Origin of the sequence: Pseudomonas sp. FP2309 (assembly GCF_030687575.1) — a bacterium.
In the GTDB taxonomy this organism is placed as follows: Bacteria; Pseudomonadota; Gammaproteobacteria; order Pseudomonadales; family Pseudomonadaceae; genus Aquipseudomonas.
In genome coordinates this window covers 906,892-926,547 of sequence record NZ_CP117439.1, presented here as the reverse complement: position 1 = coordinate 926,547, position 19,656 = coordinate 906,892, and the positions used below count along the sequence as shown (strand labels likewise).

Sequence of the window (19,656 nt, the reverse complement as noted above, 5' to 3'; positions counted from 1 at the left end):
GCCAACATGCTTAAACACGCAGTCCTTCCGTTATTAGTGAGCGCTGGCCTTATGGCCGCAGCCCCCGTAGCCCTGGCGGCAACTAACCTGGTGTTCTGCTCCGAAGGGAGCCCGGCCGGTTTTGATCCAGGCCAGTACACCACCGGAACAGACTTCGATGCCTCGGCCGAAACCATGTTCAACCGTCTGAGCCAGTTCGAACGTGGCGGCACCGCCGTTGTTCCTGGCCTGGCCACCAGCTGGGACGTGTCCCCGGATGGCCTGACCTACACCTTCCACCTGCGCGAAGGCGTCAAGTTCCACACCACCCCGTACTTCAAGCCAACTCGTGAATTCTCGGCTGACGACGTACTGTTCACCTTCAATCGGATGATCAATAAAGACGATCCTTTCCGTAAGGCCTACCCCACCGAGTTCCCGTACTTCACGGACATGGGGATGGACACCAACATCAAGAACATCGAGAAGGTCGATGCCCACACCGTCAAGTTCACCCTTGGCACCGTGGACGCCGCTTTCATCCAGAACCTGGCCATGAGCTTCGCGTCGATCCAATCGGCCGAATATGCCGCCCAGCTTCTGAAAAACGGTACGCCGCAAGACATCAACCAGAAGCCGATCGGCACTGGTCCGTTCGTGTTCAAGAGCTACCAGAAAGATTCCAACATTCGTTACACCGGCAACAAGGACTACTGGAAACCTGAAGACGTCAAGATCGACAACCTGATCTTCGCTATCACCACCGACCCGTCGGTGCGTATCCAGAAGCTGAAGAAAAACGAATGCCAGATCACCCTGTTCCCACGTCCGGCCGACCTGAAAGCACTGGGTGAAGACAAGGACCTGAAGCTGCCGCACCAAGCCGGTTTCAACCTGGGTTATGTGGCTTACAACGTGATGGACCAAGTCAAAGGCGACGACAAGCCCAACCCACTGGCTGACCTGCGCGTTCGCCAAGCGTTGGACATGGCGGTGAACAAGCAGCAGATCATCGATTCCGTGTACCAGGGCGCGGGCCAACTGGCCGTCAATGCCATGCCGCCGACCCAATGGTCCTACGACACCACCATCAAGGACGCCAAGTACGATCCTGAAAAAGCCAAGGCACTGCTCAAGGAAGCCGGCGTGAAGGAAGGCACCGAGATCGTTCTGTGGGCCATGCCGGTCCAACGTCCGTATAACCCGAACGCCAAGCTGATGGCTGAGATGCTGCAGAACGACTGGTCCAAGATCGGTCTGAAGGTCAAGATCACCAGCTACGAGTGGGGCGAGTACATCAAGCGCTCCAAAGGCGGCGAGAACCAGGCCATGATCATTGGCTGGAGCGGCGACAATGGTGACCCGGACAACTGGCTGAACGTGCTGTTCGGTTGCGATTCGCTGAACGGCAACAACTTCTCCAAGTGGTGTGACAAGAAATTCGACGGCATCGTGAAAGAAGCCAAGGCCACTTCGGATGTCGCCAAACGCACCGAGCTGTACAAGCAGGCGCAACATATCCTCAAAGATGCAGTCCCGATGACACCTATCGCGCACTCGACGGTGTATCAACCCATGCGCAACACCGTGCAGGACTTCAAGATCAGCCCGTTTGGCCTGAACTCCTTCTACGGCGTGAGCGTAAGCGGCAAGTAAGGATCAATGGCGGCGACGTTTCCCAACGTCGCCGTTATTACATCCGCCTGACCTTGGGAAACGGACCACGCTCGAAGTCGCTGCTTCCTACAGCAACGAACTGCGATGCATGGCTCCTTTGCCTACAGGATCAATCTAATTTGGCGCATTTACTCTGACGTCCACGGCCCATAACGTCGTAGGACAGCAGAGGTACCAATTTAGGAAAGGCACTTGCTGTACGTGGGATCAGTGATGTCTCCATGGTCGAAAGCCGGGGGGGATTGCTCACTGATGACAACTACAAACAAGGATCGGGATCGTCATGCGCCATACCACCGTTCTATCCGCTATTTTTGGCACCAGCCTGCTGGCCGTGGCCACGATGGGCCAAGCCGCCGAAAAGAAGAGCCTGGTGTTCTGCTCCGAAGGCAGCCCGGCAGGTTTTGATACCGCGCAATACACCACCGCCACCGACAACGACGCGGCTGAGCCGCTGTACAACCGCCTGGTCGAGTTTGAAAAAGGCGCGACCAATGTCGTGCCGGGCCTGGCAACCAAGTGGGATGTTTCCGAAGACGGCCTGACCTACACCTTCCACCTGCGTGAAGGGGTGAAATTCCACAGCAACAAGGAATTCAAGCCGACCCGTGACTTCAACGCCGACGACGTGCTGTTCACCTTCAACCGCATGCTGGACCCCGACCATCCGTTCCGTAAGGCCTACCCCACCGAGTTTCCATACTTCAACGGGATGAGCCTGAACAAGAACATCGCCAAGGTCGAAAAAACCGGCCCCTACACCGTGGTGATGACCCTGAACACGGTGGACGCCGCGTTCGTGCAGAACATCGCCATGAGCTTCGCGGCGATCCTGTCGGCCGAATACGCCGAGCAGTTGCTTAAAAGCGGCAAGCCCAGCGACATCAACCAGAAGCCGATCGGTACTGGTCCGTTTGTGTTCCAGCGTTACCAAAAAGACTCGCAGATCCGTTACGTGGGCAACAAGCAGTACTGGGACCCGAGCCGGGTGCAGCTCGATCAGCTGATTTTCGCCATCAACACCGACGCGTCGGTGCGGGTGCAAAAGCTCAAGGCCGGCGAATGCCAGGTGACCCTGCACCCGCGTCCGGCGGATGTCGACGCGCTCAAGGCCGACCCCAACCTGCAATTGCTGACCAAGCCAGGCTTCAACCTCGGCTACATCGCCTATAACGTGCGCCACAAACCGTTCGACCAGCTCGAAGTGCGTCAGGCGCTGGACATGGCGGTGAACAAGCAAAGCATCCTCAACGCCGTGTATCAGGGTGCGGGGCAACTGGCGGTCAACGCCATGCCGCCGACCCAGTGGTCCTACGACGACACCATCAAGGACGCCGCCTATAACCCGGAAAAAGCCAAGGAATTGCTCAAGGCTGCCGGCGTCAAGGAAGGCACCGAGATCACCCTGTGGGCGATGCCGGTGCAACGGCCGTACAACCCCAACGCCAAGCTGATGGCCGAAATGCTGCAGAACGATTGGGCCAAGATCGGCCTGAAAGTGAAGATCGTCAGCTACGAGTGGGGCGAATACATCAAGCGCACCAAGAACGGTGAGCATGACGTCAGCCTCATCGGCTGGACCGGCGACAACGGTGACCCGGACAACTGGCTGGGCACCCTCTACAGCTGCGACGCCATCGGCGGGAACAACTACTCCATGTGGTGTGACCCGGCGTACGACAAGCTGATCAAGCAAGCCAAGGTCGTCACCGACCGTGAACAACGGACTGCTCTGTACAAACAGGCGCAGCAATTGCTCAAGCAGCAAGTGCCGATCACGCCTGTCGCCCACTCGACGGTCAACCAGCCGTTAAGCACCAAAGTCGAAGGGTTCAAAGTCAGCCCCTTCGGCCGCAACGTGTTCTCGGGCGTCAGTATCAACCCATAAGAAAATAACCGGATTGCAGGAGAGCGACGTTGGCTCTCCAGCAAACGCGCAGCCATTTATTAGGATTTTTCCTACGGCAAACGTTTGCATAGCTTGAAAAGAGTTACACACCCAATAGCCGGATCACCAAAAAAGACCGGCATTAAAAAGAGAACCAAAGGAGCTTCACACATGAAACTGAGCAGCAAAGCGCTTCTGGCCCTGGCCATCAGCAGCATCACGGCAACCGCCTATGCTGAACCCGCCAGCCAGGACTTCGTTCCGACCACACTGGCCGGCACCAGCGCGCAAAGCGAGGCCAAGGGCTTTATCGACGGTCAAAGCCTGGGCGGTACCACGCGTAACTGGTACTCCAGCGAACAACGGTTCCGTGGTCAAAAATTCAGCTATACAAAACATAATCAAACCCTTCAGGACTCGCGCCGCGAGAACTGGGTGCAAGGCACCATCCTGAACTATTCCTCAGGCTTTACCCAAGGCACCGTTGGCGTTGCGACCGAAGTTGCCGCCTACAACGCCATCGTGCTGGATGCCAGCCGGCGTGACATCAAGAACGGCTCCAACCGTACCCTGGCCGACTCCGACGGCGATGCCGTTAACCAGTGGAGCAAGCTGGGCCTGGCCAACGTGAAGTTCCGTGTCTCGAACACCACCTTGACCGCCGGTCGCCAGAACTTCAGCAGCGGCATCGTCGACACCATCGGCAACCGTGCCCTGCCTTCGAGCTTCGAGGGTGTGAGCTTCAACAGCGAAGAGCTGAGCAACCTGTCGTTCCAGGGCGGTATCTTCGATCGCGTTTCGCCGCGTACCGAACAAAGCCTGTCGAAATTCCGTTCCGAGTACGGCAATGGCCAGGAAACCGACAAGGTCAAAACCCTGGGCTTCAACTACCAGCCGTTCAAGAGCCTGAAGACCAGCGTGTTCGCGGCTAACGTCGAAGACTTCTGGAACCAGTACTACTTCGGTGCCACCCACGAATTGGGTGATGCACAGACCCTGGCACTGACCACTGGCCTGAACTACTACAAGACCACCGACACCGGCAGCAAGAAGATGGGCAACATCGACAACGATACGTACTCGTTGTCCCTGGGTCTGACCCACCAGGCTCATAGCCTGACCTTCTCGTACCAGGAAGTGAACGGTGACGAGTACTTCGACTACCTGCACGAAACCAACGGCATCTACCTGGCCAACTCCCTGACCTCTGACTTCAACAGCCCGAACGAGAAGTCCTTCCAGATCGCCTACGGCATCAACATGGCCGAATACGGTGTGCCAGGCCTGAAGTTCAACGTTTACTCGGCTCGCGGCTGGGGCATCGACGGTACTCACTACAACGGTACCGCCTACGGTACCGCGGGTGAAAGCCGCAGCGACCTGCGCCTGATGGACGGCGAGAAACACCAGGAATACGGCGTTGGTACGTCCTACGCGATTCAGAGCGGCCCACTCAAGGCCACTACCATCCGTGGCACCTACGTGACTCACCGCGCCAGCGCGCAACAAGCTGACGGCAACATCAAAGAGTTCCGTCTGGTCACCACCATCCCGTTCAACATTCTTTAATTAGCGCCAGGTAAACGGCGGGCTCAGGACGAGCCCGCCGTCTACGTTTTTACTGGTCCCATCGATTGCAGAGGGTTCCGAATGAAAATGCTCCCGCTACAAGCCGCCATGGCTGCCGCGCTGTTGAGCGTGGCGATCGGCGTTTCGGCCAAACCACTGGTGGTCTGCACCGAAGCCAGCCCGGAAGGTTTTGACCCGGTCCTGTACACCACGGCCGTGACCGCTGACGCCGCCGCCGAAACCATGTTCAACCGTCTGGTGGACTTCAAGCCCGGCACCACCGAAGTCGTTCCCGCGCTGGCCAAAGACCTGCCCGAGATCAGCGCCGATGGCCTGACTTACACCTTTCACCTGCGTGACGACATCAAGTTCCACACCACCGACTATTTCAAACCCACGCGCAACCTGAATGCCGACGACGTGCTTTGGAGCTTCCAGCGCCAGTTGGACCCGAAACACCCGTGGCACAACAAGTCCAACGTGGGCTACCCGTACTTCGAAAGCATGGGCTTCAAGGAACTGCTCAAGAGCGTAACCAAGACCGACGATCACACCGTCGTCTTTACCCTGACCCGTCCTGAAGCACCGTTCCTGGCCGACCTGGCCATGGCGTTTTCCTCGATCCACTCCGCCGAATACGCCGATCAGTTGCTCAAGTCCGGCAAGACCGATGACTTGAACGCCAAGCCGATCGGCACCGGGCCGTTTATCTTCACCCGCTACGCCAAAGACGCCCAGGTGCGCTTCAAGGCCAACCCGGAGTACTTCCGTGGCAAGCCGCCGGCCGATCCGCTGATCCTGGCGATTACCACCGACAACAACGTGCGCCTGCAGAAGCTCAAAGCCAACGAGTGCCAGATCGCGCTGTACCCCAAGCCCGATGACGTGCCGAGCATGAAGGCCGACCCGAACCTGAAAGTCGCGGAACTGGCGGCGATGACCACCGCCTATACCGCCCTGAACACCACCCACAAGTACATGAGCGACGCGCGGGTGCGCCACGCGATCAACATCGCGTTCGACAAAAAAGGCTATAACGAGTCCCTATACGGCAAAGGCAACGCGGTCGACGCCACCGGCCCGTATCCGCCGACCCTGCTGGGCTTCAACGATAAGCTGAAAAACCCTGAGCGCGACCTGGACAAGGCCCGTGCCCTGCTCAAGGAAGCCGGCGTACCGGAAGGCACCGAGTTCACCCTGTTCACCCGTAACGGCGGCGGCCCGACCAACCCTAACCCGATGCTTGGCGCCCAGCGCATGCAAGCGGACCTGGCGCAGATCGGCCTGAAGGTCAACATCAAGGTCATGGAATGGGGCGAAATGCTCAAGCGCGCCAAAGCCGGCGAGCACGACATGGTGTCTGCCGGCTGGGCCGGTGACAACGGCGACCCGGATAACTTCCTCACGCCAAACCTGAGTTGCGATGCTGCCAAAAACGGCGAAAACTACGCACGCTGGTGTAACAAAGAGTTTCAGGACTTGATCGACAAGGCGCGTGCCGATGCTGAACCCCAGGAACGCGCCGCACTCTATCAACAAGCACTGGATGTTTTCGCCAAGGACCAACCATGGATTCCCATGGCTTACCCGAAAATGTTCACCGCCATGCGTAAAAACGTCGAGGGTTATACCCAAAGCCCTCTGACCACTAATAACTTCGCCACCACCCAGGTGAAGTAAATAAGAGAAACGCTCGGCGCCGCCCACAGAGGCGGCGCCGAACCTGCCTAACCGGCTGATTGAGGTACACACCAAGATGTTTAGTTTTATTGCCCGCCGACTGGGGTTATTGATCCCCACGTTTTTCGGCATCACGTTGCTCACGTTTGCGTTGATACGCATGATCCCTGGCGACCCCGTCGAAGTGATGATGGGCGAGCGGCGCGTCGACCCCGAGATGCACGCACAGGCAATGGAACGCCTCGGCCTTAACAAGCCGCTGTATGCGCAATACCTGGATTACGTCGGCAAGCTCGCCCAAGGCGACCTTGGCGAATCGCTGCGCACGCGCACCAGCGTGTGGACCGAATTCACCGCCCTCTTCCCCGCGACCCTGGAACTGTCCATGGCCGCGCTGCTGTTCGCCGGCATCCTGGGCCTGTTGGCCGGGGTGATCGCGGCCCTGAAGCGAGGATCTCTGTTCGACCATGGGGTGATGGGTATCTCCCTGGCGGGGTACTCGATGCCGATCTTCTGGTGGGGCCTGATCCTGATCATGTTCTTCTCGGTCAGCCTGGGCTGGACCCCGGTTTCCGGGCGCATCGACCTGCTCTACGACATCGAGCCGCGCACCGGCTTCATGCTGATCGACACCCTGCTGGCTGACGAGCCGGACGCATTCTGGGACGCACTGCACCACCTGATCCTGCCGGCCATCGTGCTCGGCACTATCCCGCTGGCGGTGATTGCGCGGATGACCCGTTCATCCATGCTCGAAGTGCTGCGCGAAGACTACATCCGCACCGCCAAGGCCAAAGGCCTGTCGCCGGCACGCGTGGTGTTCGTACACGGCCTGCGTAACGCACTGATCCCGGTGCTCACCGTGGTCGGCCTGCAAGTCGGCACCCTGTTGGCCGGTGCGGTCCTCACCGAAACCATCTTCTCGTGGCCCGGCATCGGCAAATGGCTGATCGAAGCCATTGGCGCGCGTGACTACCCGGTGGTGCAGAACGGCATTCTGCTGATCGCCTGCCTGGTGATCCTGGTGAACTTCGTGGTGGATATCCTCTACGGCTTCGCCAACCCCCGCATCCGTCACCAGCGTTGAGATCATGACTATGACCACACCTACACAAGCGTCAGCAGTCGATCAAAGCCTGCTGTACCCGTCCCCGTACAAAGAATTCTGGCAAGCCTTCTCCAAGAACAAAGGCGCGGTTGCCGGCCTGGCGTTCATGTTGCTGATCGTGTTCTGCGCGATCTTCGCGCCGTGGGTTGCCCCCCATAACCCCAGCGAGCAGTACCGCGACTTCCTGCTGACCCCGCCGTCGTGGCTCGAAGGCGGGCAGATCCAGTTCCTGCTCGGCACCGACGAGCTGGGCCGTGACCTGCTGTCGCGCCTGATCCAGGGCTCACGCCTGTCGTTGCTGATCGGTTTGTCGTCGGTGGTGATGTCGCTGATCCCGGGCATCCTGCTGGGTCTGTTCGCCGGGTTCTTCCCGCGCCTGCTCGGCCCGACCATCATGCGCCTGATGGACATCATGCTGGCCCTGCCATCGCTGCTGCTGGCCGTTGCCATCGTCGCGATCCTCGGCCCTGGCCTGATCAACACCGTGATCGCCATTGCGATCGTCTCGCTGCCGTCCTACGTGCGTCTGACCCGTGCTGCGGTGATGGGCGAACTGAACCGCGACTACGTGACCGCCGCGCGCCTGGCCGGTGCCGGCCTGCCACGCCTGATGTTCATCACCGTGCTGCCCAACTGCATGGCGCCGCTGATTGTCCAGGCCACCCTGAGCTTCTCTTCGGCGATCCTTGATGCTGCGGCCCTGGGCTTCCTTGGCCTTGGCGTACAACCGCCAACCCCGGAGTGGGGCACCATGCTGGCATCGGCCCGTGACTACATCGAACGCGCCTGGTGGGTGGTGAGCCTGCCTGGTTTGACCATTTTGCTCAGCGTGCTGGCAATCAACTTGATGGGCGACGGTTTGCGCGATGCGCTGGACCCGAAACTCAAGAACGCCGCCTGAGGAGATTCCCATGTCACTGTTAGAAATCAAGAATCTCAATGTTCGCTTCGGCGACAAGACCGCCGTGCCGGTGGTCGATGGCCTCGACATTTCTGTCGACAAAGGCGAAGTGCTGGCGATCGTTGGCGAGTCGGGCTCGGGTAAATCCGTGACCATGATGGCGCTGATGGGCCTGATCGAGCACCCCGGCATCGTCACCGCCGACGCGCTGAACTTCGACGGCAAGGACATGCTCAAGCTGAGCAACCGCCAACGCCGCCAGATCGTCGGCAAAGACCTGGCGATGGTGTTCCAGGACCCGATGACCGCGCTGAACCCCAGCTACACCGTGGGGTTCCAGATTGAAGAAGTGCTGCGCCTGCACCTGAAAATGTCCGGCAAGCAAGCGCGCAAGCGTGCCATCGAACTGTTGGAAAAGGTGGAAATCCCAGGCGCTGCCAGCCGTATGGACGCCTACCCGCACCAACTGTCCGGCGGCATGAGCCAACGCGTTGCAATCGCCATGGCCATTGCCGGCGAGCCGAAACTGCTGATCGCCGATGAACCGACCACCGCGTTGGACGTCACGATTCAGGCGCAGATCATGGACCTGCTGTTGGCTCTGCAAAAAGAGCAGAACATGGGCCTGGTGCTGATCACCCACGACCTCGCGGTGGTGGCCGAAACCGCCCAGCGCGTGTGCGTGATGTACGCCGGCCAGGCCGTGGAAGTCGGCCAGGTGCCGCAACTGTTCGATATTCCGGCACACCCTTACAGCGAAGCGCTGCTCAAGGCGATCCCGGAACACAGCCTCGGCGCCACGCGTCTGGCCACACTGCCCGGCATCGTGCCGGGTCGTTATGACCGCCCGCAGGGTTGCCTGCTGTCGCCGCGTTGCCCGTACGTGCAGGAATCCTGCCGTGCCCAGCGCCCCGGCCTTGATCCCAAAACCAACAGCCTCGCGCGCTGCTTCTACCCCTTGAACCAGGAGGTGGCGTAATGGCCGTCGTTCTTACCGCCCGCGACCTCACCCGTCACTACGAAGTGTCCCGTGGCCTGTTCAAGGGCCACGCCTTGGTGCGCGCGCTTAATGGCGTGTCCTTCGAACTGGAAGCCGGCAAGACCCTGGCGGTCGTCGGCGAATCCGGGTGCGGCAAATCCACCCTGGCCCGTGCGCTGACGCTGATCGAAGAACCGTCCTCCGGCTCGCTGAAAATCGCCGGCCAGGAAGTGGCTGGCGCCGACAAGGCCCAGCGCAAGCAACTGCGCAAAGACGTGCAGATGGTGTTCCAAAGCCCGTACGCCTCGTTGAACCCACGGCAAAAGGTCGGTGACCAACTCGGCGAGCCGCTGCTGATCAACACCAACCTGTCCGCCGCCGAACGCCGCGAAAAAGTGCAGGCAATGATGAAGCAAGTGGGCCTGCGCCCCGAGCATTATCAGCGCTACCCGCATATGTTCTCCGGCGGCCAGCGCCAGCGCATCGCCCTGGCTCGCGCCATGATGCTGCAACCTAAAGTGCTGGTGGCGGACGAACCCACCTCGGCACTCGACGTGTCGATCCAGGCCCAGGTGCTCAACCTGTTCATGGATTTGCAGCAGGAATTCAACACCGCCTACGTGTTCATCTCCCACAACCTCGCGGTGGTGCAACACGTCGCCGATGACGTGATGGTGATGTACCTCGGCCGCCCGGTTGAGGTCGGCCCCAAGGAAGACATCTACGCCCGCCCGCTGCATCCCTATACCCAGGCGCTGCTGTCGGCGACACCGACCATTCATCCGGATCCGAACAAACCGAAGATCAAAATCGTCGGCGAGTTGCCTAACCCCCTGAACCCGCCGCCCGGTTGCGCTTTCCACAAGCGCTGCCCGTATGCGACGGCACGCTGCAGCACCGAGGAGCCGCAACTGCGCACCTTGGACAACCGCCAGGTGGCTTGCCACTACGCGGAGCAATTCGTCGCCTGATCTCGTTCCCACGCTCTGCGTGGGAATGCAGCACGGGACGCTCTGCGTCCAAAGCGTGACGCAGAGCGTCACAAGAGGCATTCCCACGCAGAGCGTGGGAACGATCAATGCGTTCTACAGCCCTTCCCGTCAGGTTGCGCATCAGCCTGGCGGGAGGGGTTTTCTTTTTGGCGACTTGGATACCGGATTCGCACCCATCCCATGGCTGCTTGAGACCAAAAAAAAGTGGGAGGGGATCACCCCTCCCACTTTTTTGTTCAGTCGCGCTCAGAAATCAGTGGTGTTCGCGCGTCGCACGGAATTTCACATCCGGCCAGCGCTCTTCCATCAGCGCCAGGTTGACCCGTGTCGGGGCCAGGTAGGTCAGGTGACCGCCACCATCGACCGCCAGGTTTTCCACGGCCTTGTTGGAAAACTCTTCCAACTTCTTCTTATCGCTGCAATCGATCCAGCGCGCGGAGTACACGGTGATCGGCTCGTAGGAGCATTCAACCTTGTATTCCTCTTTCAGGCGGCTGGCGACCACATCGAACTGCAGCACACCGACGGCGCCGAGGATGATGTCGTTGCTGCGCTCGGGGAAGAACACCTGGGTGGCGCCCTCTTCCGCCAACTGTTGCAAGCCCTGGCGCAATTGTTTGGACTTGAGCGGGTCACGCAGGCGTACGCGGCGGAACAGCTCCGGGGCGAAGTGCGGGATACCGGTAAAGCCCAGGGCCTCGCCTTCGGTGAAGGTGTCGCCGATCTGGATGGTGCCGTGGTTGTGCAGGCCGATGATGTCGCCGGCGTAGGCTTCTTCGAGCTGTTCACGCTCGGAGGAGAAGAACGTCAGGGCATCGCCGATGCGCACGTCCTTGCCGGTGCGCACGTGGCGCATCTTCATGCCCTTTTCGTAGCGGCCGGAGCAGATACGCATAAACGCGATACGGTCGCGGTGCTTGGGGTCCATGTTCGCCTGGATCTTGAACACGAAACCGGTGAACTTTTCTTCGACCGGCTCCACCGTACGTTCGTTGGCCACACGCGCCAGCGGGCGCGGAGCCCAGTCGACCACGGCATCGAGGACGTGGTCGACACCGAAGTTGCCCAACGCGGTACCGAAGAACACCGGGGTCAGTTGGCCGTCGAGGAATTCCTGCTGGTTGAACTCATGGCAGGCACCCTGCACCAGTTCCAACTGGTCGACAAAACGGTCGTACTCGTCACCCAGATGGGCGCGGGCTTCATCCGAGTCGAGCTTCTCGATGATTTTCACATCGGTGCGTTCATGCCCGTGGCCGGCGGTGTAGACAATGATGTAGTCGTCGGCCAGGTGGTACACGCCCTTGAAGTCGCGGTAGCAACCAATCGGCCAGGTGATCGGCGCGGCCTTGATCTTCAGGACGGCTTCGATCTCATCCAACAGCTCGATAGGGTCGCGAATGTCGCGGTCGAGTTTGTTGATGAAGCTGACGATCGGCGTGTCACGCAGGCGGCACACGTCCATCAGCGCGATGGTCCGTGGCTCAACGCCCTTACCGCCGTCGAGGACCATCAAGGCCGAGTCCACCGCAGTCAGGGTGCGGTAGGTGTCTTCGGAGAAGTCTTCGTGGCCTGGGGTGTCGAGCAGGTTGACCATGTGGTCGCGATACGGGAATTGCATGACCGACGTGGTAATGGAGATACCCCGTTGTTTTTCCATCTCCATCCAGTCGGATGTCGCATGGCGGTCGGATTTGCGCGACTTCACCGTGCCGGCCACTGCGATTGCCTTGCCCATCAGCAACAGCTTCTCGGTGATGGTGGTCTTACCGGCATCGGGGTGGGAAATAATGGCGAAAGTGCGGCGTTTCGCGACTTCGGCGGCCTGGTGGGTCATGGGAAATCGCCTGGCAGGTGAGTCAAAAAAGGGCGGCGAGTATAGCGCAAACCCCAGGCGCCGGACCACCGTTCACCCGATTGGGGGTGGCTAAATGCTCCCAAGTGTGGAACCTTTTAAAAGGTAGAGACGTCCACTCCCCTGCTACCGCACTCGGAACAGGGGCTGATAAATCAGCAAGTTAGCCTGACGAGGCTGCGCTCATGGCTCGATACATACCGCATTGCCGGTATCGACGAGCTGCTTTTCGCGAACCCAATCGCCGACAGCCAGGAATGGCACTGCCGCCGGAGAATGTGTTCGCCGACAAAAGAAAAAAGGAGTCCGCCTGTGGCTATTCGCTATGGCAAAGGGCTGATAGGAGGCGTGGTTGTCGTCGCGCTCCTGGCCCTGCTGGTCCACTGGATCGGCATCAACACGATCGAACTGTACCGCGACGATTTGTTGTTTTACCTGCAAGCACACCTGATCCTCGTTCTAGTCTCCATGCTGGCCGCCCTTGTTGTAGGGATTCCCGCCGGTATCCTGCTCAGCCGACCGAATATGGTCGGGCGCGCAGAACGCTTCATGCAGATCTTCAACATCGGCAACACCGTCCCGCCCCTGGCCGTACTGGCCATCGCTCTCGGCGTTCTTGGCATCGGCAGTGGCCCGGCCATCTTCGCGCTGTTCCTCGCCTCCCTCCTGCCCATCGTGCGTAACACCTACGAAGGCCTGAAAAACGTGCAGGGTTCCCTCAAGGAAGCCGCCACCGGCATCGGCATGACCCCGCGTCAGGTGCTGTTTCGCGTGGAATTGCCCAACGCCGTGCCGATCATCATCGGCGGCGTGCGCGTGGCCCTGGCGATCAACGTCGGTACCGCACCGCTGGCGTTCCTGATTGGTGCCAACAGCCTGGGCAGCCTGATCTTCCCCGGCATCGCCCTGAACAATCAGCCGCAACTGCTGCTCGGCGCCGCGTGCACCGCGTTGCTGGCGTTGCTGCTCGACGGTCTGGTGACCATGGCCAGCCGCCTCTGGCTGGAACGCGGGTTGCGTCCGTCCTAAGGCTTGGCCGCGTTTAAGGCCTGAAACAGGAATACACATGAAAAAACTGACCTTGATATTGAGCTGCGTCCTGCTGTTTGCAGGTATCGCGCAAGCCGCCGAAAAACCGGTAATCCGCATCGGCGCCCGGGTGTTCACCGAACAGACCCTGCTGGCCGAAATCACCTCCCAGTACCTGCGCACCAAGGGCTACGACACCCAGGTGACCGGCGGCCTGGGCAGCAACCTGGCGCGCAGTGCCCAGGAAAGCGGGCAACTGGACATGCTCTGGGAATACACCGGTGTGTCGCTGGTGGCCTACAACCATATCGACGAGAAGCTCGACAGCGAACAGTCCTACGCTCGAGTGAAAGAACTCGATGCGAAAAAAGGCCTGGTCTGGCTCGCTCCGTCGCGTTTCAGCAACACTTACGCCCTGGCGCTGCCCGAGAAAGTGGCCAAGGAACATCCTGAGATCAACAGCATCAGCGACCTCACCACAGCCATGGCGCAAGACACCAAGGAACACCGTCTGGTGGCCCTGGACACCGAGTTCGCCAATCGCTCCGACGGCCTGGCCGGCATGGTCAAGCGATACGACATGAACCTCACCCGCGAAAACACTCGGCAGATGGACGCCGGACTGGTGTACACCGCGCTGCGTAACGGGCAAGTGTTCGCCGGCCTGGTCTACACCACCGACGGTCGCTTGAATGCCTTCAAATTGAAGCTGCTGGCAGACGACAAACACTACTTCCCGGACTACACCGCCGCCCCCGTGATCCGCCAGGAATACCTCGACAAGCATCCGCAGCTGGCCGCCGAGCTCAAGCCGCTGGCCAATCTGTTCGACGACGAAACCATGCGCCAGTTGAACGCGCGGGTCGACGTCGGCCATGAAAGCCCGTCCGCTGTCGCCGCAGACTTCCTGCGCCAACATCCGATCAACTAACGAGGAGAAGACATGGAATTTCTGAACGCCTTTTCCCATCTTGATTGGGCCCAAGTTCTGCACCTGACCTGGCAGCACATCACCCTGGTCGGCATCGCCGTGATCCTGGCGATTTTCATCGGCGTGCCCCTGGGCATCCTGATGACGCGCTACCCGACCCTGGCGGGCCCGTTGCAGGCCAGCGCCACGGTGCTGCTGACCGTGCCGTCCATCGCGCTGTTCGGCCTGCTGCTGCCGTTCTACTCCAAGTTCGGCCAAGGCCTGGGGCCGATGCCGGCGATCACCGCCGTGTTCCTCTACTCCCTGTTGCCAATCATGCGTAACACCTACCTGGCGCTTACCGGCGTAGAGCCGGGCATTCGCGAGGCGGCCAAGGGCATTGGCATGACCTTCGGCCAGCGCCTGCGCATGGTCGAGCTGCCCATCGCCGTGCCGGTGATCCTCGCCGGTGTGCGCACCGCCGTGGTGATGAACATCGGCGTGATGACCATCGCCGCCACCATCGGCGCCGGTGGCCTGGGTGTACTTATTCTGGCTTCCATCAGCCGCAGCGACATGTCGATGCTGATCGTCGGCGCCGTGCTGGTCAGTCTCCTGGCCATCTTCGCCGACTTGCTTCTGCAGTGGTTGCAACGCTCGCTGACTCCAAAAGGATTACTCAAATGATCGAACTTCAAAACCTGTCCAAGACTTTTCAAAGCAACGGCAAAACCGTGACTGCCGTTAACGACGTAAGCCTGACCGTCAATGAAGGCGAAATTTGCGTGTTCCTCGGTCCCTCGGGCTGCGGCAAAAGCACCACGCTGAAAATGATCAACCGCCTGATCAAGCCCACCTCGGGCAAGATCCTGATCAACGGCGAAGACACCACCGACCTCGACGAAGTGACCCTGCGTCGCAACATCGGCTACGTGATCCAGCAGATCGGTCTGTTCCCCAACATGACCATCGAGGAAAACATCGTGGTGGTGCCCAAACTGCTGGGCTGGGACAAACAGAAATGCCACGACCGCGCCCGCGAGCTGATGAGCATGATCAAGCTCGAACCCAAGCAGTACCTGCACCGCTACCCGCGTGAATTGTCCGGTGGCCAGCAACAGCGTATCGGCGTGATCCGCGCCCTGGCGGCCGATGCGCCGTTGTTGCTGATGGACGAGCCGTTCGGCGCGGTCGACCCGATCAACCGCGAGATGATCCAGAACGAGTTCTTCGAGATGCAACGCGCGCTGAACAAGACCGTGATCATGGTCAGCCACGACATCGACGAAGCGATCAAGCTGGGTGACAAGATTGCGATTTTCCGCGCCGGCAAGCTGCTGCAGATCGATCACCCCGACACGCTGCTGGCGCACCCGGCGGACGAGTTCGTCAGCAACTTCGTGGGCCAGGACAGCACCCTCAAGCGCCTGCTGCTGGTGAAGGCCGAAGACGCGGCGGACAACGCCCCGTCGGTAAGCCCGGAAACCCCGGTAGCCGATGCCCTGGAACTGATGGACGAAACCGACCGCCGCTACGTGGTGGTCACCTGCGCCGAGAACAAGGCGCTGGGCTATGTACGACGCCGTGACCTGCACCGTCAGACCGGTACTTGCAGCCAGTACCTGCGCGAGTTCAACGCCACCGCGGCGTATGACGAGCACTTGCGCATCCTGCTGTCGCGCATGTACGAGTTCAACCGCTCGTGGCTGCCGGTGATGGATGCCGAGCGGGTGTTCCTGGGCGAAGTGACCCAGGAGTCGATCGCCGAGTACCTGAGCTCCGGTAAGTCCCGTGGGGGCAAGACCAGCATCGTCTCGCCCGCCGAAACCGCCCTCGCCTGATCTGACACGACGCCGTTCAAAATGTGGAAGGGGGCATGCCCCTCCCACATTGGGCCTCCCGTGTGTCAGGGAAATACCGTCGATTTGCCCCATCGGGGGAACATCAATCCGTCACACCGGTCGGTTACATAAGTAGCTGCACGCGGCCGCGCGACGAACGCGTGCAAAAACGCGACATTTTTAGTTGATCCCACGCCCATCAAGCCCTAAAGTTCGCGCCGAACGTCCATGCTGGAAACGATCCATCCGGCTCAAGTACTGACGACGAGACAGCAAGGCCAAGGGAAGCGGTAATTCCCATGGCCTTTTTGCTTTCGGCGACATGCCTTGGGAAGTAGGCGAACCAAAGTGGGGATACGGAGGACGTTCATTTGCACCCATTGCTAATTTCAGTTTGCCCTTAGGAGTTCCCAGCATGTCGATCAACGTCGAAGACTATTTCGCACGCGCCACTTTTGACAAAATGAAGGCGTTTGCCGACAAGCAAGAAACCCCGTTCGTGGTAATCGACACCGCGATGATCAGCCAGGCCTACGATGACCTGCGCGCCGGTTTCGAATTCGCCAAGGTGTATTACGCCGTCAAGGCCAACCCGGCCGTCGAGATCATCGACCTGCTCAAAGACAAAGGTTCGAGCTTCGACATCGCTTCGATCTATGAGCTGGACAAGGTCATGGACCGTGGCGTCAGCGCCGACCGTATCAGCTACGGCAACACCATCAAGAAATCCAAGGACATCCGCTACTTCTACGAGAAAGGCGTGCGCCTGTTCTCCACCGACTCCGAAGCCGACCTGCGCAACATCGCCAAGGCCGCACCGGGTTCGAAAGTGTATGTGCGTATCCTCACCGAAGGCTCGACCACGGCTGACTGGCCTTTGTCGCGCAAATTCGGCTGCCAGACCGACATGGCCATGGACCTGCTGATCCTGGCCCGTGACCTGGGCCTGGTGCCTTACGGCATTTCCTTCCACGTCGGCTCGCAACAGCGCGATATCAGCGTGTGGGACGCGGCGATCGCCAAGGTCAAAGTGATCTTCGAACGCCTGAAGGAAGAAGACGGCATCCACCTCAAGCTGATCAACATGGGCGGCGGCTTCCCGGCCAACTACATCACCCGCACCAACAGCCTGGAAACCTACGCCGAAGAAATCATTCGCTTCCTCAAGGAAGACTTCGGCGACGACCTGCCGGAAATCATCCTGGAGCCGGGCCGTTCGTTGATCGCCAACGCCGGTATCCTGGTCAGCGAAGTGGTGCTGGTCGCGCGTAAATCCCGCACCGCCGTCGAGCGTTGGGTGTACACGGACGTGGGCAAGTTCTCCGGCCTGATCGAAACCATGGACGAAGCCATCAAGTTCCCGATCTGGACCGAGAAAAAAGGCGAGATGGAAGAAGTGGTTATCGCCGGTCCTACCTGTGACAGCGCCGACATCATGTACGAAAACTACAAGTACGGCCTGCCGCTGAACCTGGCGATCGGTGACCGTTTGTATTGGTTGTCCACCGGTGCCTACACCACCAGCTACAGCGCAGTTGAATTCAACGGTTTCCCACCGTTGAAGTCGTTCTACGTGTAAGTAAGCGGCTCATAAAAAACCCATGACGTGTCATGGGTTTTTTTATGCCTCAGCAAAGGCTGGCAGCGCGCGCTTGATACGCCTCGGCCATCGCCCGAATCTGCGGATCGTTGGCCGAGGCGAGCGTCTGTTGCGCCACCCGCAAGAACTTCACATTGCCGCGAACGAGCGCCTGACGCAGCCACGCCAGCGCCGCCTCGGTCTGGCCGCTGTCCGCCAACACCGCCGCATAACTGAACTGCCCACGAAAATCCCCGCCCTCGGCGGAGCGGCGATACCAGTGCTCGGCCGCCTCCGGATCCCTCGGGCACCATTGGCCCTCTTCCAGATAACGCCCCAGCAGATTCATCGACTTGGCATGGCCCTGCTCCGCCGCCCGGCGATACAAGCTCAGGGCTTGCGGCTGATCTTCGGCGACACCGCGACCGGTCGCCAGTAAGTTCGCATAGTTGTACTGCGCCCAATCCAGCCCCGCCTCCGCGGCCAGTCGATAGTGCCGCGCAGCCGCCGCCGCATCCGGCGGGCAACCCCAGCCATGTTCCAGACAACGCCCGGCCATATTTCGCGCCATGAGTTGACCACCGTTGGCGGCGATGTGAAACCAGCGCAACGCCAAGGCTTCGTCGCGGGCGATGCCACGTCCATCGAGCAGGATTTGCCCAAGCAGCGCCTGGGCATCCACCACACCTTCCTTGGCTGCCAGCAGGATCGCCTGGGCGGCGCGTACCGGCGAGTCGTCGAGCATGGCTTGCAGTTGCTCGACGTTCAGCACTTCCTGGCGACGCAACAAGAAGCTCATTCAGACCTCGACCCAGCGACGCAGCAGGTTGTGGTAGGTGCCGGTGAGTTGGATCAGGGCCGGGTGGTCGGGTACGTCCGCCGTCAGTTGGCGGATGGCACCATCCATCTCGAACAACAAGGTGCGCTGGCTGTCTTCGCGCACCAGGCTTTGGGTCCAGAAGAACGAGGCGTAGCGCGCGCCACGGGTCACGGCGTTGACTTTGTGCAGGCTGGAACCGGGGTACAACACCATGTCGCCTGCGGGCAGTTTGACCCGCTGCAGGCCGAAGGTGTCCTGGATCTCCAGTTCGCCGCCGTCATATTCGTGGGGATCGCTGAAGAACAGCGTGGAAGACAGATCAGTGCGCACTCGCTCGTGACTGCCTTTGGGCTGGCGCACGGCATTGTCGATATGAAAATCAAAACTGCCGCCCGCGGTGTAGCAGTTGAGCAGCGGCGGAAAGACTTTGTGCGGTAATGCCGCCGACATGAACAGCGGGTTTTGCCACAAACGCTCAAGCATCGCCGCGCCGATTTCCTTGGCCAACGGGTGGCCTTCGGGCAATTGCAGGTTGTGCTTGGCTTTGGCGGACTGGTGCCCGGCGGTGATTTTGCCGTCGGCCCAATCGGCACCTTCCAGCGCCTGGCGGATGCGCTGCACTTCCTCGCGAGAGAACAGGCCGGGAATGTGCAGCAACATGGGGCAATACCTGTCAGCAAAGGGGCGCCAATGGTATTGATTCTTATCCCCCCTGTAAAACGCCGGAGACGAACGAGATCGTAAAATCCGTAAGCAAAAAGTGTAAAGAATGTAAATTCAGTGCAATTAGCAATGTATCGCAATTGATATGAATACTTGTTCACCCTATATTCCGCGGCCTCACATCCT

At 60.0% G+C, this 19,656-nt stretch carries 16 protein-coding genes; 13 read left to right on the top strand and 3 right to left on the bottom strand.

The features are described 5' to 3' along the window. Positions 1-6 precede the first annotated feature (6 nt). The 8 genes from PSH59_RS04095 (at position 7) to PSH59_RS04060 (ending at position 10,752) form a co-directional block, all read left to right on the top strand. Positions 7-1,635 (top strand): ABC transporter substrate-binding protein, encoded by a 1,629-nt coding sequence (locus PSH59_RS04095; protein ID WP_305394366.1) that lies wholly within the window; start codon positions 7-9, stop codon positions 1,633-1,635. A gap of 364 nt (positions 1,636-1,999) precedes the next feature. Beyond that, entirely contained in the window at positions 2,000-3,544 is a 1,545-nt protein-coding gene (locus tag PSH59_RS04090; protein ID WP_370694413.1) for an ABC transporter substrate-binding protein, read from the top strand. A gap of 171 nt (positions 3,545-3,715) precedes the next feature. After that, entirely contained in the window at positions 3,716-5,113 is a 1,398-nt protein-coding gene (locus tag PSH59_RS04085) for an OprD family porin (RefSeq protein WP_186688235.1), read from the top strand. Between the two features lie 81 nt (positions 5,114-5,194). Further along, a complete protein-coding gene (locus PSH59_RS04080; RefSeq protein ID WP_305394364.1) occupies positions 5,195-6,793 on the top strand; it encodes an ABC transporter substrate-binding protein in 1,599 nt (532 codons plus the stop codon). Positions 6,794-6,869: 76 nt separating this feature from the next. Beyond that, entirely contained in the window at positions 6,870-7,880 is a 1,011-nt protein-coding gene (locus PSH59_RS04075) for an ABC transporter permease subunit (protein WP_003171721.1), read from the top strand. A 10-nt stretch (positions 7,881-7,890) separates the two neighbouring features. After that, positions 7,891-8,802, top strand: coding sequence for an ABC transporter permease subunit (locus PSH59_RS04070; RefSeq protein ID WP_004372295.1), 912 nt, complete (start codon positions 7,891-7,893; stop codon positions 8,800-8,802). A gap of 10 nt (positions 8,803-8,812) precedes the next feature. Further along, positions 8,813-9,781, top strand: a complete 969-nt coding sequence (locus tag PSH59_RS04065; RefSeq protein ID WP_058423035.1) for an ABC transporter ATP-binding protein — start codon at positions 8,813-8,815, stop codon at positions 9,779-9,781. After that, the gene (locus tag PSH59_RS04060) at positions 9,781-10,752 is read left to right on the top strand and encodes a peptide ABC transporter ATP-binding protein (protein ID WP_248075197.1); all 972 of its coding nucleotides are present in this window, start codon (positions 9,781-9,783) and stop codon (positions 10,750-10,752) included. Before PSH59_RS04065 ends, PSH59_RS04060 begins: the two co-directional genes overlap by 1 nt. A gap of 274 nt (positions 10,753-11,026) precedes the next feature. On the opposite strand, the gene PSH59_RS04055 is transcribed toward PSH59_RS04060, so the two are convergent. Beyond that, positions 11,027-12,610 (bottom strand): peptide chain release factor 3, encoded by a 1,584-nt coding sequence (locus PSH59_RS04055; protein WP_248075196.1) that lies wholly within the window; start codon positions 12,608-12,610, stop codon positions 11,027-11,029. Positions 12,611-12,940: 330 nt separating this feature from the next. Here PSH59_RS04055 and PSH59_RS04050 point away from each other — a divergent pair, with 330 nt between their 5' ends. The 5 genes from PSH59_RS04050 (at position 12,941) to PSH59_RS04030 (ending at position 17,987) form a co-directional block, all read left to right on the top strand. Next, a complete protein-coding gene (locus PSH59_RS04050; protein ID WP_027604862.1) occupies positions 12,941-13,657 on the top strand; it encodes an ABC transporter permease in 717 nt (238 codons plus the stop codon). 37 nt (positions 13,658-13,694) lie between these two features. Continuing rightward, positions 13,695-14,588: a glycine betaine ABC transporter substrate-binding protein gene (locus PSH59_RS04045; protein ID WP_248075195.1), complete on the top strand. Its 894-nt coding sequence runs from the start codon at positions 13,695-13,697 to the stop codon at positions 14,586-14,588. A 12-nt stretch (positions 14,589-14,600) separates the two neighbouring features. Continuing rightward, the gene (locus PSH59_RS04040) at positions 14,601-15,254 is read left to right on the top strand and encodes an ABC transporter permease (RefSeq protein WP_078731538.1); all 654 of its coding nucleotides are present in this window, start codon (positions 14,601-14,603) and stop codon (positions 15,252-15,254) included. After that, complete coding sequence (locus tag PSH59_RS04035) at positions 15,251-16,408, top strand: betaine/proline/choline family ABC transporter ATP-binding protein (RefSeq protein ID WP_248075194.1); 1,158 nt, start codon at positions 15,251-15,253, stop codon at positions 16,406-16,408. Before PSH59_RS04040 ends, PSH59_RS04035 begins: the two co-directional genes overlap by 4 nt. A 415-nt stretch (positions 16,409-16,823) precedes the next feature. Beyond that, positions 16,824-17,987, top strand: coding sequence for a type III PLP-dependent enzyme (locus PSH59_RS04030; protein ID WP_014716890.1), 1,164 nt, complete (start codon positions 16,824-16,826; stop codon positions 17,985-17,987). A 49-nt stretch (positions 17,988-18,036) separates the two neighbouring features. Here the strand turns inward: PSH59_RS04030 and PSH59_RS04025 are convergent, their stop codons facing one another. Both PSH59_RS04025 and PSH59_RS04020 read right to left on the bottom strand, forming a co-directional pair. Continuing rightward, positions 18,037-18,786: a tetratricopeptide repeat protein gene (locus tag PSH59_RS04025; protein ID WP_305394363.1), complete on the bottom strand. Its 750-nt coding sequence runs from the start codon at positions 18,784-18,786 to the stop codon at positions 18,037-18,039. After that, positions 18,787-19,467 carry a Fe2+-dependent dioxygenase gene (locus tag PSH59_RS04020; protein WP_305394362.1) on the bottom strand — a complete coding sequence of 227 codons (681 nt, stop codon included), beginning with the start codon at positions 19,465-19,467 and terminating at the stop codon, positions 18,787-18,789. Positions 19,468-19,656: the final 189 nt, after the last annotated feature.